The organism is Nocardioides marinisabuli, from assembly GCF_013466785.1.
In the GTDB taxonomy this organism is placed as follows: Bacteria; Actinomycetota; Actinomycetes; order Propionibacteriales; family Nocardioidaceae; genus Nocardioides; species Nocardioides marinisabuli.
Genome location: NZ_CP059163.1, coordinates 549,813 through 572,042, shown reverse-complemented (window position 1 = coordinate 572,042; position 22,230 = coordinate 549,813). Strand labels below are relative to the sequence as shown.

The window sequence follows — 22,230 nt, the reverse complement described above, 5'->3', positions numbered from 1 at the left end:
TCAGACCCGCGGGACGATGCGGCCCAGGAGGCCGCCCATCCGCTCCGCCGCGGCGCGCCCGGCCTCGATGACCTCCTGGTGGTCCAGGGGCTGGTCGCTGATGCCGGCTGCCAGGTTGGTGACCAGGCTGATGCCGAGGACCTCCATCCCGGCCTCGCGGGCCGCGATCGCCTCGAGCGTGGTCGACATGCCGACGAGGTCGGCGCCGAGCACGCCGGCCATCCGCACCTCGGCCGGGGTCTCGTAGTGGGGGCCGGGGAACTGGGCGTAGACGCCCTCGTCGAGGGTCTCGTCGACCTCGCGGCACAGCGCCCGCAGGCGGGCGGAGTACAGGTCGGTGAGGTCGACGAAGGTCGCGCCGACGATCGGGGAGCGGGCGGTGAGGTTGAGGTGGTCCTTGATCAGGACCGGGGTGCCCGGCGTCCACGCCGGGTTGAGGCCGCCGCAGCCGTTGGTCAGCACGATCGTCGAGCAGCCCGCGGCGGCCGCGGTGCGCACCGGGTGCACGACCGCCTCGACGCCGCGGCCCTCGTAGTAGTGGGTGCGGGAGAGGAAGACCAGCAGGTTGCGCTCGCCCTGGCGCACCGACCGGATCCTGCCGGAGTGGCCGGCCACGGCCGCCGCGCTGAAGCCGGGCAGGTCGGTGGTCTCGATCTCGGCCGTCGCCTCGCCCAGGGCGTCGACGGCGGGCAGCCAGCCCGAGCCGAGCACGAGGGCGACGTCGTGGCGCTCGACGCCGGTCAGCTCCGCGAGGCGCTGGGCGGCCTCCTGCGCGAGCTCGTACGGCGTGGCTGTGGGTGCGGCGCTGTGATTCACGCCGCGACTCTAGACGCTGGGGGGCCGCGTACGTCAGAGGCCGGTGGAACGACACGGCCGGCGCCGCAGTGCCGCGACGTAGTCGGCGGGGGCGTCGGCCGCCTCGGCGGCGTCGGCGAGGACGCCCAGGTGCAGCGCCGAGGGCAGGCCGCCCTCGTAGGCGTCGAGGACGTAGGTCCAGGCGACCTCCTCGCCCGTCATGGTCGAGACCCGCACCTTGGTCTTGCGGTAGAGGCCCGAGTCGGCCGACTCCAGCGAGTCCAGGAGCTTCTCGTCCTCGCGGGTCACGTCGTAGAGCGCGACGAAGACCTGCTCGAAGGGGTCCTGCACGAGGGTGGGCAGCGCGCCGTCCCAGCCGTGCTCCTCACCCCCGAAGGTGAGACGCCAGCCCCCGAGCCAGCCGGTGGTGCGCAGCGGGGAGTGCGGGCAGCGCTCGCCCATGCGGCCCGGATCGAGGTTGGTCCCGTAAGCGGCGTAGAGCGTCACGACACCGAAGGCTAGACCGTCGGCGATCGGCATTAGGGTGGGGGCGTGACCCACTTCGATGTTCTCGTTCTTGGTGCCGGCCCCGGAGGCTACGTCGCGGCGATCCGAGCTGCTCAGCTCGGCAAGTCGGTGGCGGTCGTGGAGGAGAAGTACTGGGGCGGTGTGTGCCTCAACGTCGGCTGCATCCCCTCCAAGGCCCTCCTGCGCAACGCCGAGATCTCCCACCTCATCACGCACGAGAAGAAGACCTTCGGCATCGAGGGCGACGCCACGATGGCCTTCGGCCCGACCCACGCGCGCAGCCGCAAGGTCGCCGAGGCCAGCGCCAAGGGCGTGCACTACCTGATGAAGAAGAACAAGATCACCGAGGTCGACGGCTGGGGCACCCTGACCGGCACCACCGACGGCAAGCACGGCATCGACGTCAAGGACGCCGACGGCAACACCACCTCCCACACCTGCGACGACCTGATCATCGCCACCGGTGCGAAGACCCGGCTGATCCCCGGCACCGAGCTCAGCGAGCGTGTGGTCACCTACGAGGAGCAGATCCTCACCGACCAGCTGCCCGGCTCGATCATCATCGCCGGCTCCGGCGCCATCGGCGTCGAGTTCGCCTACGTGATGGTCAACTTCGGCGTGAAGGTGACGATCGTCGAGTTCCTCGACCGGATGGTGCCTACCGAGGACGCCGACGTGTCCAAGGAGCTGCTCAAGCAGTACAAGAAGCTCGGCGTCGACGTCATGCTCTCGACCAAGGTCGAGAAGATCGACGACTCCGGCGAGAAGGTGAAGGTCACCGTCACCAAGGACGGCGAGGAGCAGGTGCTCGAGGCCGACAAGGTCATGCAGGCGATCGGCTTCGCGCCCCGCGTCGAGGGCTTCGGCCTCGACGCGACCGGCGTCGAGCTCACCGAGCGCGGCGCGATCGCGGTCGACGCGCGCGGGCGCACCAACGTCGACGGCGTCTGGGCGATCGGTGACGTCACCGGCAAGCTGATGCTGGCCCACACCGCCGAGTCGATGGGTGTCATCGCCGCCGAGACCATCGCCGGCGCCGAGACCGTCGAGATCGACTTCGACATGATCCCGCGCGCCACCTTCTGCCAGCCCCAGATCGCCTCCTTCGGCTACTCCGAGGAGCAGGCGAAGGAGAAGGGCTACGACGTCAAGACCGCGCAGTTCCCGTTCTCGGCCAACGGCAAGGCCCGCGGCATGGCCGAGGGCGTCGGGTTCGTCAAGATCGTCGCCGACGCCGAGCACAACGAGATCATCGGCGCCCACATGATCGGCCCCGAGGTCACCGAGCTGCTGCCGGCGCTGACGCTGGCGCAGAAGTGGGACCTCACCGCCGACGAGGTCGCCCGCAACGTCTTCGCGCACCCGACCCTGTCGGAGGCGATGAAGGAGGCCGTCGAGGGGATCGCCGGCCACATGATCAACCTCTGACACCCACCACGCGCGGAAGGAACAGATGAGCGACAAGGTCGTCATCGTCGGGGGAGGCCCCGGCGGGTACGAGGCGGCGCACGTGGCCGCACAGCTGGGGGCGCAGGTCACCATCGTCGACACCGACGGGTTGGGCGGCTCGGCCGTGCTGACCGACTGCGTGCCCAGCAAGACCCTGATCGCCACCAGCGAGGTGATGAGCGAGGTGGCCGAGGCCGCCGAGCTCGGCATCACCTTCAACGACCCGCAGGGTGACGCGGCGACCGCCATCAAGGTCGACCTGGGCCGGGTCAACCGGCGGGTCAAGGCGCTGGCCGCCGACCAGTCCGACGACATCCGCCGCCGCCTCGAGCGCGACGGGGTCGAGCTGGTCGTGGGCCGCGGGCGCCTCGACGGCCCCGACCGGGTCGTGGTCACCGACGCCGAGGGCGCCGAGTCGGTCCTCGAGGCCGACGCCGTGCTCATCGCCACCGGTGCCGCACCCCGGGTGCTGCCCACCGCGCAGCCCGACGGGGAGCGCATCCTGACCTGGGAGCAGGTCTACGACCTCGACGAGCTGCCCGAGGAGCTGATCGTGGTCGGCTCCGGTGTCACCGGTGCCGAGTTCGCCAGCGCCTACCTCGCCCTCGGGGTGCCGGTCACCCTGGTCTCCTCGCGCGACCGGGTCCTGCCCGGCGAGGACGCCGACGCCTCCCTGGTGCTGCAGGAGGTCTCCGAGCGCCGAGGCATGAAGGTGCTCTCGAAGTCCCGGATGGAGTCGGTGACCCGCGACGGCGACGTCGTGACCGTCACCCTCACCGACGGGCGCACCGTGCAGGGCTCGCACTGCATCCTGGCGCTCGGCTCGGTGCCCAACACCGCCGACCTCGGGCTCGAGGAGTCCGGGGTCGTGCTCAAGGACGGCGGCTTCGTCAACGTCGACCGGGTCTCGCGCACCTCGGCGCGCGGCGTCTACGCCGCCGGCGACTGCACCGGCGTGCTGATGCTCGCCTCGGTGGCCGCGATGCAGGGCCGGATCGCGATGTGGCACTTCCTCGGCGACACCGTGCACCCGCTCGACCTCAAGAAGGTCTCCTCCAACGTCTTCACCGCCCCCGAGATCGCCACCGTCGGCTGGACCCAGCAGGCCGTCGACAACGGCGAGATCCAGGCGGAGGTCGTGATGCTGCCGCTCGGCGGCAACCCGCGGGCCAAGATGCAGGGGGTCCGCGACGGCTTCATCAAGCTCATCTGCCGCCCCGGCACCGGCATCGTCGTGGGTGGCAGCGTGGTCGGCCCGCGCGCCAGCGAGCTCATCCACCCCGTCGCGCTGGCCGTGGCCGAGTCGATCACCGCCGACCAGCTGGCCCAGACCTTCACCGTCTATCCCTCCATGAGCGGCTCGATCGCCGAGGCCGCCCGCCGGCTGCACCGGGTCTGACGCCCGGGGGCCTGGGTGGAGTTCGAGCTCGAGGGCCCCGTCGTGGAGTGGCGCGGCCCGGCGCCGTTCTACTTCCTGCAGGTCTCCCCCGAGGACTCCGAGGACCTCAAGGAGGCGGCGAAGGGCGTGGAGTACTGGGGCCAGGTCCCGGTGCTGGTCCGCCTGGGCGACGTCGAGTTCCGCACCGCCCTGTTCCCCCGGGAGGGCCGCTACCTGGTGCCGCTCAAGGTCGCGGTACGCCGGGCGGCCGGGGTCGAGCCGGGTCAGACCGTCAGGCTCCGGCTCGACGTGGTGCGCTCGGCGTAGTCGCCAGTGCCTCGCGCCGAAGGCGCCGGACGCCGACCGGTGGCCACCAGGGCCAGCCAGACCGTGAACCACAGCTCGGCCACGACCGAGGGCACCGCGACGACCGCGAGCATCAGGTCGGCGTACGCCTCGTAGTCGCTGAGGACCAGGTGGGCGACGGTGTCGGCGGCGTACGCCGTGCCGGCGACGACGAGCAGCCAAACCAGCGGGCGGGGGGCGCCGGTGGCTCGCAGCAGCAGGAGCCCGACGAGCACCAGGTGCACGCCGAAGGCCGAGAGCCCCACGACCCACAGGAAGTCGAAGGACTGCAGGGCCAGCAGCACCGAGCTGTCGCTCGCCCCCGGGGTCTCGACCAGCTCGAGGGCCACGAACAGCGCCACCAACGAGGCGCCCAGCAGCACCGTGTAGGTCAGCCGGAACCAGGCCGCGAGCAGGGCGAGGTCGGGCTGGACCGCCCGCAGCAGGACCAGCAGCGCCCACGCGATCAGCACGTCGAGCAGGAAGACGGCCAGGAACGCCACCGCCCCGAGCCGCAGCGAGGTCTCGTGCTCGACCAGGGCGGCCGCGGTGCCAGGGGCGTCGCCGGGCTCGAGGACGCTGCCGAGGGCGAGGAAGTTGGCGAGGACCGCCAGCACGAAGAGCAGCGCGTACGAGACCGCCGCCCAGCCCGCGGCGGTGCGGGGAGGGGTCGTGGGCGCGTTCACAGGGACACCGCGACCTTGCCGCGCACGTGGCCGGCGACGAGGTGGTCGATGGCCTTGGCGGCCTCGCCGAGGGCGTAGGTGCGCTCCAGCACCGGTCGCAGCCCGCCCCGGTCGGCCAGGTCGGCCAGCTCGGCGAAGTCGGCCGCGGTCTCCTTGCTCATCAGGGCGGTGAGCCGCTGGCGGGTGAAGGGGTTCAGGGCGAGCGCAGCGAGCTGGCGGTGGGTGCCGCCGAGCCAGCGGTCACCGCCCTCGCCGCCCACGATGACGAGCGTGCCGTCCGGCTCCAGGCAGCGGCGCAGCAGCGAGAGGGGGCGCAGCCCGGCGACATCGATGATCACGTCCCACCGCCCGCCGGCTGCGTCGATCTCCTCGCGGGTGTGGTCGATGACGCGGGTCGCGCCGAGGGAGCGGACCAGGTCGGCCTTGGTGCCGCTGGCGACCCCGGTGACCTCGGCGCCGCGCGCGGCGGCGACCTGCACGGCGTACGAGCCGACGCCGCCGGAGGCGCCGATGACCAGCACCCGGTCGCCGGCCTCGACGCCGGCGCGGCGGACGGCCTGGAGGGCGGTGGCGCCGGAGACCGGCAGGATCGCTGCCTCCTCGAAGGAGAGGCTGGCGGGCTTGCGGGCCAGGCGGGTGACGGGGACGACCGCGAAGTCGGCGTACGAGCCGTCGGCGGTGCCGATCACCTCGTCGCCGATCGCGAACGTGGTCACGTCGGCGCCGACCCGGTCGACGACGCCGGCGACGTCGCGGCCGGCAACGGGGAACTCGGGGCGGCGCAGCCCGAAGGCCAGGCGCACGGCGTACGGGCGCCCGGCCATCAGGTGCCAGGTGCCGCGGTCGACCCCGGCGGCGCGCACCCGCACGAGCACCTCGTCGGGTCCTGGGGTGGGGGTCTCGATCTCGGTGAGCTGCAGGGTCTCGGTGCCGCCGTAGCGGTGCTGCGTGATGGCACGCATCGGGATCGTCCTTTCTTACGACGTAAGGTTGCGGATCCAACGCTAGACTTACGGTGTAAGTTCGGTCAACGACCAGATCGGGTACGGAGGACGGATGGGCAGGAGCGGCCTGACGCGGGCGGGCATCGTGGCGGCGGCCGTGGGGCTGGCGGACGCCGAGGGCGTCGCCGCGCTGTCGATGCGCGCGGTCGGCAAGCGGCTGGGGGTGGAGGCGATGTCGCTCTACCACCACGTCGCCAACAAGGAGGACCTGCTCGACGGCATGGTCGACGCGGTCTTCGCCGAGTTCCACGCCCCCGAGGTGGGCGGGCCCTGGCGCGAGGAGATGCGCGCGCGCCACCACTCGGCGCGTGCGGTCTGCAAGAAGCACCCGTGGGCGGTGGGGATGATGGACTCGCGCCGCAACGCCGGCTTCGAGACCCTGCGCCACCACGACGCGGTGCTCGGCTGCCTGCGCGAGGCCGGCTTCTCGCTCGCGCTGACCGGCCACGCCTTCGCGGTCCTCGACGCCCACCTCTACGGCTTCCTCGTCCAGGAGCTCAGCCTGGCCTTCGACGGCGAGGAGGACCTCGCCGAGCTCGGCCGGCAGATCCTCACCGCCCTGCCCGAGGGGCAGCTGCCGTACTTCCGCGAGTTCACCCTCGAGCACGCCCTGCGGCCCGGCTACGACTTCGGGGACGAGTTCGAGGTCGGGCTGGAGCTGGTGCTCGACGGGCTCGCGGCCCGTCTCGAGGAGTCCTAGTCTGACGAGATGTCCGACGACGCGGTGCTGCAGCGGGCGCTGGCGCACGCGCGGGAGTGGCGTGCCGGTGCCCCCGAGCACCCGGTCGGGCCGAGCGCCGGGCTCGAGGAGATGCTGGCGACCTTCGGGGGGCCGCTGCCCGAGCGGGGCGCCGACCCGGTCACGGTGGTCGACGAGCTCGCGACGGGCGCGGCTCCCGGGCTGCTGAACATCCAGTCCGGCCGGTTCTTCGGCTGGGTGATGGGCGGCACCCTGCCGGCCGCGCTCGGTGCCGACTGGCTGGTGAGCGCCTGGGACCAGAACGCCGGGCTGCGCGACGCGATGCCGGCCACCGCGGTGCTCGAGGAGGTCGCGGGCGACTGGTTGCTGGAGCTGCTCGACCTGCCGCGCGGGGCCGACGTCGGCTTCGTGACCGGCGCGACGATGGCCAACTTCACGGGTCTCGCGGCCGCGCGCTTCGCCGTGCTCGACCGGGTCGGGTGGGACGTGCACCGCGACGGACTGACCGGTGCGCCCCGGGTGCACGTGCTGGTGGGCGCCGAGCGGCACGACACCGTCGACCTGGCGCTGCGCTACCTGGGCCTGGGCGCGCCGACCGCGGTGGCGGCCGACAGCCAGGGGCGGATGGACCCTGCGGCCCTGGCGGCCGCGCTGCGCGACGTACCGGACGGCGAGCCGCTGGTCGTCTGCCTCCAGGCCGGCAACCTGCACTCCGGGGCCTTCGACGCCTTCCCCGACCTCGTCTCCGCGGCCCACGACCGCGGCGCGTGGGTGCACGTCGACGGCGCGTTCGGGCTGTGGGCGCGGGCGACGCCCCGGCTGGCCCACCTCGCGGCCGGGGTCGAGGCGGCCGACTCGTGGGCGACCGACGCGCACAAGACCCTCAACGTCACCTACGACTGCGGCATCGTCGTCGTGCGGGACCCGCTGGCGATGCGCAGCGCGATGGGCGTGCACGCGAGCTACCTCCCCGACGCCCCCGGGCCGGGCAACCCCTTCGAGAGGGTGCCCGAGCTCTCCCGCCGGGCCCGCGGCGTGCCGGTGTGGGCCGCGCTGCGCTCACTGGGTCGCGAGGGTGCCGCCGAGCAGGTCGAGCGGCTGGCGGCGTGCGCCCGGCACCTCGCCGACGGGCTGGCCGGCCTGCCGGGCGTCGAGGTGCTCAACGACGTGGTCTACACCCAGGTCTGCCTCGGCCTCGACGACGGCCGGGTCGAGGAGGTCTGCGCGACCCTCACGAGGTCGGGTGAGGTCTGGATGTCCCCGTCGCTCTGGCGGGGCCGCCCCGTCATCCGGGTGTCCGTGTCGAACGCCGCCACCACCGAGGACGACGTGCGCCGCACGGTCGAGGCCGTGCGGCGTGCCGTGAGCGGTCAGTCGGCGGAGACCTCGGAGCGGTCGCCCGACCAGAGCGTGTGGAAGACGCCGTCGCGGTCGGTGCGCCGGTAGGTGTGGGCGCCGAAGAAGTCGCGCTGGGCCTGGATCAGCGCCGCGGGCAGCCGCTCGGAGGCCAGCGCGTCGTACGACGCCAGCGCGGAGCCGAACGCGGGCACGGGGACGCCTGCGGTGACGGCGAGCGCGACGACGCGGCGCCAGGCGGCCTCGCCGTCGCGCACGGCGTCGGCGAAGTAGGGGTGGGCGAGCAGGGTGACCAGCGACGGGTCGTCGTCGTAGGCCTCGGCGATCCGGTCGAGGAACCGGGCCCGGATGATGCACCCGCCGCGCCAGATGCGGGCGACCGCGCCGAGGTCGATGTCCCAGCCGTGCTCCTCGGCCCCGGCCCTGATCAGGTCGAAGCCCTGGGCGTAGGCGACCACCTTGGAGGTGTAGAGCGCCGAGCGGACGTCGTCCTCGAACCCCTCGGGTGCCTCCGGGAGGTCGGGGCGGTCGGTGAAGGTCTGGCGGACCGCGTCGCGGTGCTCGGCGGACGACGACAGGGCCCGCGCGAAGACGGCCTCACCGATCGCGGTGGTCGGCACGCCGAGACCGGTGGCGTTCTGCACCGTCCAGACACCGGTGCCCTTGGAGCCGGCCTGGTCGAGGATCGCGTCGACCAACGGCTCGCCGGTCTCGGCGTCCGCCTGGCGCAGCACCTCGGCGGTGATCTCGATCAGGTAGGACTCGAGGTCGCCCTCGTTCCACTCGGCGTACACGTCGGCGAGCGAGGCGGGGTCGTGCCCGCCGATGCGGCGCAGCAGGTCGTAGGACTCGGCGATCAGCTGCATGTCGGCGTACTCGATGCCGTTGTGGACCATCTTCACGAAGTGGCCGGCGCCGTCGCTGCCGACGTGGGTGACGCAGGGCTCGTCCTGCGCCACGGCGGCGATCGAGCGCAGCGCGGGCGCGATGGCCTCCCAGGCCTCCTTCGACCCACCGGGCATCAGGGAGGGGCCGTTGAGCGCGCCCTCCTCGCCGCCGGAGATGCCGCAGCCCACGAAGTGGATGCCGCGCTCGCGCAGCTCCTCCTCGCGGCGGATCGTGTCGTGGAAGTCGGCGTTGCCGCCGTCGACGATGATGTCGCCCTCCTCGAAGCGCTCCGCGAGCTGCTCGATGACGGCGTCGGTGCCGGCGCCCGCCTGCACCATGATGATCGCCGTACGGGGCGTGGCCAGGGAGGCGACGAAGTCGTCGAGGGTCTCGGCGGCCACGAAGCCCGCCTCGGGGTGCTCCTCGACCAGGGCGTCGGTCTTCGCGGTGGTGCGGTTGTGGACCGCGACCGTGATGCCCTCGCGGGAGGCCAGGTTGCGGGCGAGGTTGGAGCCCATCACCGCCAGCCCGATGACACCGATGGTGGCCCGGTCGGTGCTCTGGCCGGTGGTCTGCTCGTCGTCGCTCACAGGTGCTCCTCGGTGGTCGGTGCTGGCGCTGGGTCCGACGGTATGCCGCCGTCCCAGCGCACCGGCCGCCCCGAGGGGTGGGTCAGAGGCAGCCCCGGTCGGTGGGGATCGCGGGGCACCGTGGATTTCCCTGTCCGTTCATCGCCGACGTGCACCATGTGCTGGTCGGAGGAGGGCGCGATGAGGACGCTGCGCTGCCTGTTGTCGCTGCACGACTGGGAGAAGGTCAGCTCGGAGGACGGGACCGGCCGGTTCCGCCGGTGCCGACGCTGCCAGAAGCACGACTACCCGCCCACCGGCAGTGCCGGGAACTACGGCGCCGGGACGTTCGGAGGCAGCTGAGCACAGCCGACGTCCGACCATCCGCCGCCGTGGTCCGAGACCCGGAGTGAGCGTCTACGCCGGACGGGGCCGCCGCCGGGCCGTTAGGCTGGCGCGCTCGCGGTCGCAGTGATCGCCGGACACCGACGTGTGAGCGAAGGAAGCGTATGTGCCGAGTACTCGCCTACATCGGACCGGAGACACCTCTGGAGAGCCTGCTGCTCAGGCCGGAGAACAGCCTGATCAACCAGTCCCTCGACCCGGAGCGTCACCCGGAGCTCCAGCTGGCAGGGTGGGGGTTCGGGGCCTGGAGCGAGCACCTGCTCAAGCCGGAAAAGCCCTTCATCTACCGCCGGCCGATGGCTGCCTTCTACGACGACAACGCCGACCGCATCATCCCCAGCCTCCAGGCCAGCACGATGCTCGCTCATGTCCGAGCAGCCGCCTACAACTCGAGGACCGTGCTGGCCGACGAGAACTGCCACCCCTTCTCCGTCGAGGGGACCCCATGGACTCTCGCCCAGAACGGTGACCTGCCGAACTGGGTGCTGCTCCAGCGGGAGCTGCTGGAGCACTGTGAGGACAAGTACCTGAAGCAGATGCGGGGCACTACTGACACGGAGTTTCTCTACGTGCTCCTGCTCTCCCTGATGGAGGGCGACAGCGACGAGGAGGTCCAACGTGCGATCGAGGAGATGCTCCAGCTCATCGCCCGAGCGATGAAGCAGCTCGACCTCGCGGGCCTGACCAAGTTGAAGCTGGCCCTGGTGTCGCCGAACCGGATCATCGGCGTCAATGTCGGCCTCGGACACCAGGGCGAGACCAACCCGGTCGGGGACTGGAGAGAGCTGCGCGAAGCCGGCCCGGGCACGAGCGACTTCGCTCTCTCGATGCTCTTGGAGCCGATGTACCTGCAGCTGGGTCGCAACTTCCAGCACGACGAGACGTCGTACGACTTCGAGGTGCGTTCCGAGGAGGAGGCGACGGCCGCCATCTTCGCCTCCGAGCCCCTGACGGACAGTGACGACGGCTGGTCGCACCTCGAGTTCGGCGAGATCGTTTTCCTGGAGAACCGGGGCGAGCGCGTCACCAAAACCGTCAGGACGTTGAAGGTGTAGACGCGCTGGCGCCGGAGTCGCATGCAGGCGTCTCCGCAGGTCAGGCGGCTAGGACGCCGGCCATTCGTTGGCGCTGGCGCAGCCCCAGCAGGCGGCCGACCTGCTGCTGCCGTTCGCTAAGTCGGCGTAGGCGCTCGGCGTACGCCGGTCAGGGCAGCTCGCGCCAGAACAGGTGGTGCGCCACACCGTCCTCACCGGCGACGACGTCACGGTGGTAGCGGTCGAGCAGCTCGTCGGGAGAGTCCCAGAGCGGAGTGCCGGCGCCCAGCTCGACCGGCGCCACCGCCACGTGGAGCGTGTCGATGAGTCCGGCGTCGAGGAACTGCCGAACGGTGGTGGCGCCGCCGCCGAGACGGACGTCCCCGATCCAGCAGATCACGGTCCGCATCGCCGGCCACGAACACGTCGACGAGGACCCCATCACCCCAGACGCCGAGGCGATCCTGGACGCGCTCAACATCAACCCTCAGTGACACACCCCGATGGCACGAGTCAGAAGGGAAGACACGGCCCCAAACATCTGCCCGAGTTGCTCCATGCCTATCCCTGCCACCGGCATCTGCGACAACTGCGGCTGACGGCGTCATTCGGGGATCATGGTGGTGGTGGACGTCCGCGGCGGAACTGGGCAAGTCCGATCCGGCTTCGTTCGTGCAGACGCAGAATTGGAGACCCGACCCCTTTCGATCAACCGGTGCCACCGACATGCGGCAATCGTCCTAGGATGCGCCCATGACTCAGCCCGCTTCGGCCCCAGTGATTGCGGACGACACGATCGTCGAGGACGTCGACGAAGTAGATGCGGTCGCCCCGTCTGCTGTCGCGGTTTCGTACTTCGGAACTGAGTTCGACGTCCATGGCCTCGTGCGTCGCTACAACGACGGCGCGATTATAGTGCCGTCATTTGATCCTAGCTTGGACCTCCCGGACCCGAACGCGCAGGGCTTCCAGAGGGGGCGTGTCTGGCGACGCGCTCAGATGGATCGCTTCATTGAGTCTTTGTTGCTTGGGTTCCCGGTGCCCGGCATCTTCTTGGTAGAGCAACCCGGCAAGAAGTACCTAGTACTGGATGGTCAGCAGCGGCTCACCACCTTGGCGGGTTTTTACGCCGGCAAGTTTAAGATTGAGAACGTCGATGACGAACTTAAAGGACTGACTTATAACACACTCCCGGACGACGTCCGTCGCACGCTTGACGACACCTTTATTCAAGCGATCATCATCCGCGTTCCGCAATCCGTCGCCGACTACGAGAGTGTCTACCAGATTTTTGAGCGACTCAACTCGGGTGGCACGAACTTGCAACCACATGAAATCCGGGTAGCGCTCTATGGCGGCAAGCTCGTGGAGACCGTGCGGAGTTTAAACAACAACGAGCATTGGCGTCTCCTCTACGGCAAGCGAAGTGACCGATTAAAGGATCAAGAACTGATCCTGCGCGTTGTCGCCCTGTATCTTGAGTCGTCGAATTATTATTCACCGCTCAAGACCTTTTTGAACGACTTCCTCGGCAAGCATCGTCAAGGAGACTATATCGACCTAGCCGCTGTAGAGAATCTATTCGAGCAGAGTGCTCGAATTTTGGCGGAGGCTATCGGCCGGAGAGCCTTCCGACTCCGCACACAGGTGAACGCGGCCATTCTCGACTCTGTCTTCGTGGGTGTCATGGAGCGGATCGCTGCGGGCTCGTCGTCGACTGTCCCTGCTCGAGCTTGGGCTATGGCATACGACACCCTGCTCAAACAGGAGTCCTTCCTGGATGCAGTGACGCAGGCAACAGCCAACGAGGACTCAGTTGAGACACGGCTGGCGGCTGCCAGGGCGGCCTTTGGAAAGTTATGAACGGACGCAGGACCCGATACGTCGATCGACGTGCAGAAATACGCGCGCGGCTTCGGGAGATCGACGAGGTCATGCTGCGTGCAGAGGAGCAAGATGACCTAGTCCTCAGGGGGTATTTGACTAGGCTCACAGTAATCCAGTTGAGCGGATTTATCGAGAAGAGTTTCGAGCACATGGTGAACGGCTACCTTGAAGAAAACAGCTCCCATCGAGTACTAAAGTTTGGTCAGCGGCAGGCAGCACGATTCTCCAACCTGAACCCAGCCAAACTCGAGCAACTCGTGGGGAGTTTTGACGATGAGTGGCGGGAGAGATTGACAGCGTTCCTGTCAACAGATGAGCGTCGCCAGACGCTGACGAATTTGATTGGCGCCCGACACTCTCTCGCGCATGGTGGATCGTCCACTGTTTCCGGGAGCCTCCTAAGGCAATACCACGAGATCGCCGAGCAAACCGTCGGTCTTCTAGCGGACATGTTTGTCCCCTTGGCTCAGGCGAGCCATCGATCAGCGGAGTAGGGCGAACCCCTTTGGGCCCACGCCTTTGCCTAGAGGCAGGTCACGCGACAATCGAGGAGAGTGGGTTGTCGTGAAGATGGGGCGATCGTTTACATGCGACGGCATTGCCTACGAGCTGCGGAAGACCGTGGGTGGCGGCGGCTCAGGAGACGTCTGGCTTGCCGACGCAGATGGGCAATGCTGGGCCGTGAAGATACTCAAAGTCAGGGGCGACCAGAGGCGAGCCGAGCGGTTCGACCGCGAAGCTTCGTTTCAGAGTGGCTGTGGCCACGACCATATCGCCCCCGTTGTTGGGAGAGGCGTGCACGAAGAGCGCCCCTTCTACATAATGCCTTTCTACCCGGAATCTCTTCGAGACGTGATCGATCGAGGGCAGACGGACGTCGAGACGTTGCTCGACTATGTGCAACAAATTGCCGACGCCTTGCAGTTCGCTCATGCGCGCGGAATCGCGCATCGTGACGTCAAGCCGGAGAACGTGCTCATCAATGGCGCGTCGGCGACCTTAGCAGACTTTGGAATCGCCCACTTCGCGGACTCCACGCTGACGGCAGCGAGCGAACTGATCGGAAATCGGGACTACCGAGCCCCCGAACAGCGGAGGGGTCAAGACGCCCGCAACGTGGGACAGGAGGCTGATGTCTATGCACTCGGACTGATCGTCAACGAATGCTTCACTCGCGAGATTCCCGCGGGGTCAAGTTATCGACTCATCGAGTCATCCTATCCGAGTTTGTCCTACCTCGACCCCATCGTCGCGAGCATGTTGGCGCAGGTCCCCGGAAACCGACCCGCGGTCGCCGACTTTCTGACCGAAATCCGGTTCTCGCGGGCAATGAGAATGAAGGAAATTGGCGGAATTGTTGAGCAATTTCGTCTAAACGATGACGGGGCGCACGATGGCGTTGACGACATCGACGCGGTATTTGAGCAGGCCGGTGAGGACGTTTGGTACGCGATACGACTCATCGCGACCAAGACGCCTGACGAGATCAGGCGGTACAACGGGAACTGGCATATGCGTTTGGGCTATAACGCAGACGCCCTCCTCTTGAACCTGTGCATTCAATCGCGATTATTCGAGCTGTGCCAGCGCAAGTTTTACTATGAAAGCAACGTCTACGCGCGTGACGACCTGTACACGTCGCTGGATCCAACTAGCGACCCACGCCACGGATTCTTGTATGACCAGGCACGCACTTTGGTACGGGAGCACCCACTGCCGCGGGCTCACGATCTGAGTGGGCGCATCCTGAAGACATTCGCGTCGTGCGCGGACTACCATTGCGAAGAGCTCCTGGCTGACGCTCGTCAGATCGTGTCCGAGGTGCGGGAAAACTTGCTCGGTGCTCCGATCTTGTGGATCGTCAAGTACCTCGCGATGAACGTGCCTTCGATTACGGGTGTCGGCGACGTCGCAGACCACATTCAGATTGATTGGGGCAGGTCAGATACTTTCGCTAATAATTCGGACAATCCTGAACTTTTCCTTCAACCACATTACGCGATGGATCCCGAGGCAGTCCTAAACTCGTTGACAGAGTCGTGGAACGTCTCCGTTAAAAAGACTGGCGACGAATGGTGGTCCGTCATGTTCCGCTCGCCCGGCGAGTACCAGCGATTTCGGAAGCACTGTCTTGCGCGGGCAACACCGCAATCCTTATTTGAGGCCGACGTGAAGGACATTCTGCGTGATGTGACGGTGGCAGGCGGAATCACGCGCATCACATTGAATTCGAGTTTCGACGTCTGCAACACCCTCGCCAAGGTTCTCGGTCTCCGAGACATATGACCATCCGAAGCGGCAGATCCGATGAGCGTTCCCCAGGTACACACTCGGCATTACCCCAGATTTTGTCCCGGCTGGGTGGCTGCGCGTCCTTCTGGGCGGAATGGGTCGCCAATCCCGGCAGCGGCATGGACGCCGCTGCGGCCTGTTGTGCAGGTCGGAAGCGTACGACGTGATTGTCGGTGCCTAGTGCTTGAGTGGTCTCATGCTCGGGAAGCCGGTGGTGGGGGAGATGTCGGAGGACGCTGTCCTCGACACCGCTGCCGCGCTCGCGACCACTGCGCAGCAGGCGGAGGTGCAGATGCTGGTGGTGGCCTACCGGTGGGCGGTGCTCAACGACCCGGACCACAAGCTCGACCCGACCGAGTCCGCCAAGCCGGGGCGGGAGCAGGCCAAGCAGTACGGCGGTGCGGGCACGCGGCCGGTCAGTGAGTTCGCGGCGTCGCTGCTGGGGGCGCGGATCGGTCGCAGCACCTATGCGGCCGCGGCGTTGATCGCTGACGCCCAGGACCTGCAGGACCGTCACCCGGTGTTGTGGGGGCGGGTGCTGGCCGGTGAGGTCCGTGCCTCCTATGCCCGGTTCGTGGTGACCAAGACCCGCGAGCTCGACGCCCTCGAGGCCGGCTGGGTGGATGCGGAGGTCGCGGAGTCCGCGGACGGTCGGATCACCTGGACCCGGTTCGAGGCACTCGTGGTCGGCAAGGTCGCTGCCGCGGCACCGGAGCTGGCGCGGGAGAAGGAGGAACGTGCCCGGCGGGCGACGTTCGCGAAGAAGATCGGGACACCTGAGCACGGGATGGCCTCGTTCCTGATCCGCGCCCCGATCCCGGTGATCGAGCAGCTCGACACCGCCATCAGCGCCGTCGCGGAGCGGCTGCGCGAGCAGCTCCCCGATGACCCCCATGCCGCCGAGGTCCTGCGCCAGCCGGTGGGGGAGGAGCAACCCGACCAGGCCCCCACGGCGGTGAGCGCTGATGAGCGGCGGGTGCTGGCCGTGCTGATGCTCGCCAACCCCGACACGCGCCCGACGACCTGGACCTGACCGGTCTGGCACCTAGGGCAGAGATCGTGGTCCACCTCGACGGCCGCTCCATCGCCGATGCCGGCGCACCGCTGCCGCCGATCGGGCGCGTGGAGGGCCACGGTCCGGTGACCCGCGAATGGGTCCGCGACGTCCTCGGACCCCACGCCCGGTTCACGATCCGCCCGGTGCTGGACCCGTTGGGGCAGGTGCCGGTCGATGCCTACGAGATCCCGGCCCGACATAGACGGGCCGTGCGGGTGATCTCGCCGGCCGACGTGTTCCCCTTCTCCTCCTGCACCAGCAACAGCATGCAGGTCGACCACACCGACCCCTGGGCACCCGGGGACGCCGGGGGTGCGAGCGAGGTCGGGAACTACGGGCCGATGACCACCATCCACCACCGCGTCAAGACCCACGGGCACATGCGGGTCAAGCAGCCCTACCCCGGCGTGTTCGTGTGGCTCGACCCCTACGGCGCGCTCTACCTCGTCGACCACACCGGCACCCGCCGCATCGACCACGCCGCCTGACGAGCATCCCGAGGGCGCCCCGCTACTGGCGACCGATCATCCCGGCCTGTGACACCCCGGCCCGGGTGCCGGCCTCGGCCTTGGCGACGCTGGTCAACCAGCCGGAGGTGGAGGCGTTGGACACCGAGCTCCACGAGTGGATCGCCGCGTCGTCGGCGGCGTACCAGGGCACGTAGCGGTCGCCGACGCGCACCTGGCGCACGTCGGGCGCCTCGCCGTCGTCGAGGCGCAGCGCGTCGTTGCGGCAGACCTCGACCTCGCGCTCGGAGCCGTGCGGGGGCGTCCACGCCACCGTCGTGACCGCCGGGCCGTGCTGGGGGTTGAAGAAGCAGGGGCCGCGACGCTCCGGCAGCGGTTCGCCGGCGCGCAGGGCCAGCACCGCCGCCCGCGCGTAGCGCCCCCGGTTGAGGACCTCCTCGACGGCGCCGACCTCCTCGACGGTGCTCGCCGCCTCCAGCGACGCCGCCGCGGCCGCGTAGGCGTCGAGCGCCTCCTGGTGGAAGTCACGCACCTCGTGGCCCTGCGAGCCCGCGAGGTCGACGTCGAGCTCGGCGACCTGCTCGCCGAGCACGGTCACGTCCTCCCGGGCCAACCGGCGCGCCGACCTGAACTCCTCGGCTGCCACCAGCTCCCGCTCACGACGGTCACGACGGGCGCTCCACGGTGTCCTCATGCCTCCTCTTTACCCTGTCGGACCCGGTCCATGCCCGCCGACAGGCCAGCAGACCAGGGTCCGCCACTGCTGCGGGTTGGGCTCGGCCTCGGGATCGCTGAGGTAGGACTCCCACGGTGGGCCCGACGAGCTCCACCCCCGCCGCCGCGGCGGCGCCCGGCACGCCGGTGAAGGCCCGGCCGAAGAAGGCCGGCATCTCCTCGGGCGTGATGGCCCCGCGCACGGCGAGCGCGGGCTGGGGCTCCAGGGTGACGATCTCGATCGACTACGTGGCCATGGCCCAGCCTGCGCCCCGCCCCGTGCCCAGGACAACCTTTGCCGGGTCTCGCGCGTCGTACGCTGCGCCCACCCACGTTCTCGGAAGGCCCCCCCATGTCTCGTCGCGCCGCCCTGCTCGCGCTCCCGCTCGCCACCCTCCTGGTGGCCGCGCCCGCCTCCGCCGAACCCCGGGAGCGCGAGGACCGCGCCGCCGACGTGGTGCTCGAGGGCCGCGGCTTCGGCCACGGCAAGGGGCTGTCGCAGTACGGCGCCAGGGCGGCCGCCACCCAGGGGCACACCTACGGCGAGATCCTCGACTTCTACTACCCCGGCACCCAGCGCGGCAGCGTCGGTGGCGACGTCGAGGTGCTGATCAGTGCCGACACCACCTCCGACGTCAAGGTGCGCCCCGCCAAGGCGCTCAAGGTGCGCAGCCTGGGGGAGGGCCGCACCTGGAAGCTCAAGCGCCTCGAGCCCACGGCCACGACCTGGCGCATCACGTCCGCGACCCGTGGCCGCAGCAAGGTCCAGGCCAAGGTCGACGGCGGCTGGCGCAGCGTCCTCAAGCCCGAGGGCGACGCCGAGCTGTTCGCCAAGGAGCCGATCACCCTGCTCCTGCCCGGCGGCAGCGCCACCTACCGCGGCGTGCTCCGCTCGGCCTCGACGGGGGAAGGCCGCCAGCGCGACACCGTCAACGTCGTCGGCTTCGAGGACTACCTGCGCGGCGTCGTCCCCGGTGAGGTCCCTGCGCTGTGGCCTGCCGCCGCGGTGCGCGCCCAGGCGGTCGCCGCCCGCACCTATGCGGCGTACGAGCGCGACCACGCCCCGGTCGGGCGCCACTACCAGCTCTGCGACACCTCCGCCTGCCAGGTCTACCGCGGAGTCGACGCCGAGCACCCTGGCTCCGACGACGCCGTCGCCGCCACCGCGGGCGAGGTCGTCACCCACGACGGCGCCCCCGCCTTCACCCAGTTCTCCGCCAGCAACGGCGGCTGGACCCGGGCAGGCTCCTTCGAGTACCTGCAGGCCGTCGAGGACCCGTGGGACACGGCTCCCGAGGCTCGGAACCCCTATGCGCAGTGGACCAGGACGCTCACGGCCACCGGCCTCGAGAAGGCGTGGCCCGGCTCCGGCAGCTTCGTCTCCCTCGAGGTCGTCGCGCGCGACGGCAACGGCGCCTGGGGCGGGCGGGTGGTGCGCGTCGAGGTGCGCTTCACCGGCGCCACCCGCAGCCTGACCGGCGACCAGCTCCGCAGCTGGTTCGGGCTGCGCTCCGACTGGTTCCGTCTCCAGCCGTAGCCCTGGTGCCCTCGCGGACGCAAGGAAAGCCCAAGGTCGCTCGGCTTTGCTTCGAGTGCTGAGAACCCCTCGATCCCAAGGAGGCGACCCATGCGTCGCTCCAGCACCTCCCTCCTCCTCGCGTCGTTGCTCACGGCTGTCGCTGGGGCGGGGGCCACCGCCCAGGCCCACGACCGCACCGAGCACGACGACGACGGCCACGGCCGCGCCGACCGCTTCGAGGCCGAGCTCGAACCCGTGAACGCCGACGGCGACGGCAGGGTCAGGCTCCGCAAGCGCGACGGGAAGCTGGTGGTCAAGCTCAAGGCCAAGGGGCTCGACGACGGCATCCACATCGCCCACATCCACGGCATGGCCCAGGCCCAGAGCGAGTGCCCGGGCAGCTCGTTCGACACCGACGGCAACGGCGTCGTCGACCTGCTCGAGGGACTCCCCGCCTACGGCCCCGTCCAGGTCACGCTGAGCGACGGCCTGAGCGACGTCGGCACCCGCCTCAAGTACAGGCGCAGCTACACCCAGCGCGACAACGGGGACTCGCTGGAGTCGCTGGGCGACCTGAGCCAGTACGCGATCGTGGTCCACGGGGTCGACCTCGACCACGACCACATGGCGACCAACACCGACGCAGCCGGCGACGGCCAGCCCAACCCTGCCGACAACGAGATCTCGATGCCCGCCCTGTGCGGTGTCATCGAGGTGGACTGACTCGGAGCCCCCTCGGCCGGGTGTCGTCGGTCAGACGACGCCGAGAGCGACCCGGCCGTCCTCGACGTGCCAGCGCTGGTCGAGGCGCACGTTGGCCAGCAGCCGGCGGTCGTGCGAGACCAGCAGCAGCGCGCCGTCGTACGCCGCCAGCGCCTCCTCGAGCTGCTCGATCGCGGGCAGGTCGAGGTGGTTGGTGGGCTCGTCGAGCACCAGCAGGTTGACCCCGCGGGCCTGCAGCAGCGCCATCGCCGCCCGGGTGCGCTCGCCCGGCGAGAGCCGGCCCACCTCGACGCCGACCTGGTCGGCCTTGAGCCCGAACTTCGCCAGCAGGGTGCGCACCTCGGCCTGGGTCATCTCCGGCACCACCCGCTCGAAGGCCGTCCCCAGCGCCACGCCGTGGTCAAGGCCGGTGCGCGCCTGGTCGATCACGCCGACGGCTACCGAGGCGCCCAGCGACGCCGAGCCGCTGTCGGGCTGGGACCAGCCCAGCAGCAGGCCCAGCAGCGTGGTCTTGCCGGCGCCGTTGGGGCCGGTGACACCGATCCGCTGGCCGGCGTCGACCTGCAGCGACACCGGGCCGAGCGTGAAGTCGCCCAGGCGACGGGTCGCCTCGTTGAGGGTGGCGACCACCGAGCTCGAGCGCGGCGCGGCGGCGATGTCGAACTGCAGCTGCCACTCCTTGCGCGGCTCCTCGACCTCCTCGAGCCGGGCGATCCGCGACTCCATCTGCCGCACCTTCTGCGCCTGCTTCTCCGAGGACTCCGTCGACGCCTTGCGCCGGATCTTGTCGTTGTCGGGGGCCTTCTTCATCGCGTTGCGCACCCCCTGCGAGCTCCACTCGCGCTGGGTGCGGGCCCGCGCGACCAGGTCGGCGCGGGTGCCGGCGTACTGCTCGTAGGCCTCGCGCGCGTGGCGCCGCTTGACCGCCCGCTCCTCCAGGAACGCCTCGTAGCCGCCGTCGTAGACGCTGACCTGGCCCTGCGCCAGGTCGAGCTCGACGATGCGGGTCACGCACCGGGCGAGGAACTCGCGGTCGTGGGAGACCAGCACCACGCCGCCGCGCAGGCCGTGCACGAACGCCTCCAGGCGGGCCAGCCCGTCGAGGTCGAGGTCGTTGGTCGGCTCGTCGAGCAGCACCACGTCGAAGCGGCTCAGCAGCAGCGCCGCCAGCGCGGCCCGCGCTGCCTGGCCGCCCGAGAGCGCGGTCATCGGGGTGGCCGGGTCGACGTCGAGGCCCAGGTCGGCCAGCACCGGGCCGAGCCGGTCCTCCAGGTCGGGCGCCCCGCTGCCCAGCCACCGGTCGAACGCCGCGGCGTAGGCGTCGTCGGCGCCTGGCTCGCCGGAGCCCAGCGCGTCGGCGGTGCGCTCCATCTCGGCGGTCGCCTCCGCCGCGCCCGTACGCCGCGCGACGTACTGCCCGACGCTCTCGCCGGGCATCCGCTCGTGCTCCTGCGGCAACCAGCCCACGAACGCGTCGCTCGGCGCGCACGCGACGCTGCCGCCGAACGGCGCCGTGGCGCCGGCCAGCAGCCGCAGCAGGGTGGACTTGCCGGCCCCGTTGGCGCCGACCACGCCGACCACGTCCCCGGGGGCGACGGTGAGGTCGAGCCCCTCGAAGAGGACCCGGTGGCCGTGCCCGCCGGACAGGTCCTTCGCCACCAGGGTGGCGCTCACCGCTGGAGCCCGTCGAGCATCCGGCGCATGCGCGCGATCTCGGCCGACTGCCCGGCGTTGACGTCGTCGGCGAGCTCGAGGACCCGCCGGTCCTGACCCGCGGTCAGCACGTCGACGGCCATCTCCACCGCGCCCTCGTGGTGGCTGATCATCCCCTCGAGGAAGAGCCGGTCGAACTCGACGCCCTCAGCCGCAGCCAGGGCCGCCATCTGCTCGGCGTCGAGCATCCCGGCCATGCCGGCGTGCCCGTGGGAGGCGTGGTCCCAGTCGCTGGGGTCGTCGCCGGGCCCCGGGACCTCGACGCCCTGCTCGCCCAGCCACCCGGCCATCAGCAGGATCTCGGGGCCCTGCGCCGCCTCGATCCGCGCGGCCAGGCCGGCGACCTCGGGGGAGTCGGCGCGCGACTCGGCCAGCTCGGCCATCTGGAGCGCCTGCTGGTGGTGCGGCACCATCATCTGCACGAAGGCCAGGTCGTCGTGGTTCCAGCCCGGGGCGCCGACCACCGCGTCGGCGTCGAGGGTCACCGCCGGTTCGCCGGGCGACCCCGGCTGGACCTGCGCGACCCCCGGGTCGGCCGGGGAGGTCGGGTCGGCCGAGCCGCTCGGACCCGGCTCGGCGGCCTCGCCGCTGCAGGCGGTGAGCCCCGCCATGCAGACGACGACCACGACGGCCAGGGCGTGCCGCGCGATCGCGGGGGAGGGGAGCGTACGCATCAGGAGGCAATCAGAACACGGCCGCGCCGTAACTTCTGAGGCCCCGC

Annotated in this window: 23 protein-coding genes; 14 read left to right on the top strand and 9 right to left on the bottom strand. The window is 70.0% G+C overall.

Translation table 11 applies throughout. From position 1 onward, the window contains the following. Positions 1-816, bottom strand: a complete 816-nt coding sequence (locus H0S66_RS02675; RefSeq protein WP_179614012.1) for a purine-nucleoside phosphorylase — start codon at positions 814-816, stop codon at positions 1-3. Between the two features lie 33 nt (positions 817-849). Continuing rightward, positions 850-1,302, bottom strand: a complete 453-nt coding sequence (locus H0S66_RS02670) for a gamma-glutamylcyclotransferase family protein (RefSeq protein WP_179614011.1) — start codon at positions 1,300-1,302, stop codon at positions 850-852. 45 nt (positions 1,303-1,347) lie between these two features. On the opposite strand from H0S66_RS02670, the gene lpdA reads away from it, so the two are divergent. The 3 genes from lpdA to H0S66_RS02655 are packed head-to-tail and all read left to right on the top strand — an operon-like array spanning position 1,348 to position 4,477. After that, positions 1,348-2,751 carry a dihydrolipoyl dehydrogenase gene (lpdA, locus tag H0S66_RS02665; RefSeq protein WP_179614010.1) on the top strand — a complete coding sequence of 468 codons (1,404 nt, stop codon included), beginning with the start codon at positions 1,348-1,350 and terminating at the stop codon, positions 2,749-2,751. 25 nt (positions 2,752-2,776) lie between these two features. Beyond that, the gene (locus tag H0S66_RS02660) at positions 2,777-4,171 is read left to right on the top strand and encodes an NAD(P)H-quinone dehydrogenase (RefSeq protein WP_179614009.1); all 1,395 of its coding nucleotides are present in this window, start codon (positions 2,777-2,779) and stop codon (positions 4,169-4,171) included. 15 nt (positions 4,172-4,186) lie between these two features. Beyond that, on the top strand, positions 4,187-4,477 hold the full coding sequence (locus tag H0S66_RS02655) for a DUF1905 domain-containing protein (protein WP_179614008.1): 291 nt from the start codon (positions 4,187-4,189) through the stop codon (positions 4,475-4,477). Here H0S66_RS02655 and H0S66_RS02650 read toward each other — a convergent pair. After that, positions 4,435-5,181: a DUF4386 domain-containing protein gene (locus H0S66_RS02650; protein WP_179614007.1), complete on the bottom strand. Its 747-nt coding sequence runs from the start codon at positions 5,179-5,181 to the stop codon at positions 4,435-4,437. The genes H0S66_RS02655 and H0S66_RS02650 overlap by 43 nt on opposite strands. After that, a complete protein-coding gene (locus H0S66_RS02645; RefSeq protein WP_179614006.1) occupies positions 5,178-6,143 on the bottom strand; it encodes an NAD(P)-dependent alcohol dehydrogenase in 966 nt (321 codons plus the stop codon). The genes H0S66_RS02650 and H0S66_RS02645 overlap by 4 nt, the downstream gene beginning before the upstream one ends. A 94-nt stretch (positions 6,144-6,237) precedes the next feature. On the opposite strand from H0S66_RS02645, the gene H0S66_RS02640 reads away from it, so the two are divergent. Together H0S66_RS02640 and H0S66_RS02635 are read left to right on the top strand one after the other, a co-directional pair. Continuing rightward, positions 6,238-6,885, top strand: coding sequence for a TetR/AcrR family transcriptional regulator (locus tag H0S66_RS02640; protein ID WP_179614005.1), 648 nt, complete (start codon positions 6,238-6,240; stop codon positions 6,883-6,885). Positions 6,886-6,894: 9 nt separating this feature from the next. Then, entirely contained in the window at positions 6,895-8,331 is a 1,437-nt protein-coding gene (locus H0S66_RS02635; RefSeq protein ID WP_179614004.1) for a pyridoxal phosphate-dependent decarboxylase family protein, read from the top strand. Here H0S66_RS02635 and gndA read toward each other — a convergent pair. Further along, a complete protein-coding gene (gene gndA / locus H0S66_RS02630; protein ID WP_218876443.1) occupies positions 8,256-9,647 on the bottom strand; it encodes an NADP-dependent phosphogluconate dehydrogenase in 1,392 nt (463 codons plus the stop codon). The two genes, H0S66_RS02635 and gndA, sit on opposite strands and share 76 nt — an antisense overlap. Before the next feature lie 252 nt (positions 9,648-9,899). Here gndA and H0S66_RS02625 point away from each other — a divergent pair, with 252 nt between their 5' ends. Both H0S66_RS02625 and H0S66_RS02620 read left to right on the top strand, forming a co-directional pair. After that, a complete protein-coding gene (locus H0S66_RS02625; protein WP_179614002.1) occupies positions 9,900-10,061 on the top strand; it encodes a hypothetical protein in 162 nt (53 codons plus the stop codon). 146 nt (positions 10,062-10,207) lie between these two features. Beyond that, positions 10,208-11,158 (top strand): class II glutamine amidotransferase, encoded by a 951-nt coding sequence (locus H0S66_RS02620; RefSeq protein WP_179614001.1) that lies wholly within the window; start codon positions 10,208-10,210, stop codon positions 11,156-11,158. 148 nt (positions 11,159-11,306) lie between these two features. Here the strand turns inward: H0S66_RS02620 and H0S66_RS02615 are convergent, their stop codons facing one another. Next, positions 11,307-11,546, bottom strand: coding sequence for a dihydrofolate reductase family protein (locus H0S66_RS02615; protein ID WP_246305100.1), 240 nt, complete (start codon positions 11,544-11,546; stop codon positions 11,307-11,309). Positions 11,547-11,890: 344 nt separating this feature from the next. Between H0S66_RS02615 and H0S66_RS02610 the strand changes: the two genes are divergently transcribed. From H0S66_RS02610 to H0S66_RS02590, 5 genes are all read left to right on the top strand, one after another. Further along, positions 11,891-13,000 (top strand): DUF262 domain-containing protein, encoded by a 1,110-nt coding sequence (locus tag H0S66_RS02610; protein ID WP_179613999.1) that lies wholly within the window; start codon positions 11,891-11,893, stop codon positions 12,998-13,000. After that, positions 12,997-13,518, top strand: a complete 522-nt coding sequence (locus H0S66_RS02605; RefSeq protein WP_276509485.1) for a HEPN domain-containing protein — start codon at positions 12,997-12,999, stop codon at positions 13,516-13,518. Before H0S66_RS02610 ends, H0S66_RS02605 begins: the two co-directional genes overlap by 4 nt. A gap of 76 nt (positions 13,519-13,594) precedes the next feature. Next, a complete protein-coding gene (locus H0S66_RS02600; protein ID WP_246305253.1) occupies positions 13,595-15,310 on the top strand; it encodes a serine/threonine-protein kinase in 1,716 nt (571 codons plus the stop codon). A 202-nt stretch (positions 15,311-15,512) separates the two neighbouring features. Further along, on the top strand, positions 15,513-16,349 hold the full coding sequence (locus H0S66_RS02595; protein ID WP_179613996.1) for a hypothetical protein: 837 nt from the start codon (positions 15,513-15,515) through the stop codon (positions 16,347-16,349). Positions 16,350-16,375: 26 nt separating this feature from the next. Continuing rightward, positions 16,376-16,861 (top strand): hypothetical protein, encoded by a 486-nt coding sequence (locus H0S66_RS02590; RefSeq protein WP_179613995.1) that lies wholly within the window; start codon positions 16,376-16,378, stop codon positions 16,859-16,861. 22 nt (positions 16,862-16,883) lie between these two features. Here H0S66_RS02590 and H0S66_RS02585 read toward each other — a convergent pair whose 3' ends face one another. Then, complete coding sequence (locus H0S66_RS02585) at positions 16,884-17,534, bottom strand: hypothetical protein (RefSeq protein ID WP_179613994.1); 651 nt, start codon at positions 17,532-17,534, stop codon at positions 16,884-16,886. A 372-nt stretch (positions 17,535-17,906) separates the two neighbouring features. On the opposite strand from H0S66_RS02585, the gene H0S66_RS02580 reads away from it, so the two are divergent. Continuing rightward, entirely contained in the window at positions 17,907-19,091 is a 1,185-nt protein-coding gene (locus tag H0S66_RS02580) for a SpoIID/LytB domain-containing protein (RefSeq protein ID WP_179613993.1), read from the top strand. A 90-nt stretch (positions 19,092-19,181) separates the two neighbouring features. Beyond that, positions 19,182-19,796: a hypothetical protein gene (locus H0S66_RS02575; protein ID WP_179613992.1), complete on the top strand. Its 615-nt coding sequence runs from the start codon at positions 19,182-19,184 to the stop codon at positions 19,794-19,796. Positions 19,797-19,826: 30 nt separating this feature from the next. Here the strand turns inward: H0S66_RS02575 and H0S66_RS02570 are convergent, their stop codons facing one another. Together H0S66_RS02570 and H0S66_RS02565 are read right to left on the bottom strand one after the other, a co-directional pair. Next, on the bottom strand, positions 19,827-21,470 hold the full coding sequence (locus tag H0S66_RS02570; protein WP_179613991.1) for an ABC-F family ATP-binding cassette domain-containing protein: 1,644 nt from the start codon (positions 21,468-21,470) through the stop codon (positions 19,827-19,829). Continuing rightward, the gene (locus H0S66_RS02565) at positions 21,467-22,183 is read right to left on the bottom strand and encodes a DUF305 domain-containing protein (RefSeq protein WP_218876210.1); all 717 of its coding nucleotides are present in this window, start codon (positions 22,181-22,183) and stop codon (positions 21,467-21,469) included. Before H0S66_RS02565 ends, H0S66_RS02570 begins: the two co-directional genes overlap by 4 nt. Positions 22,184-22,230 lie beyond the last annotated feature (47 nt).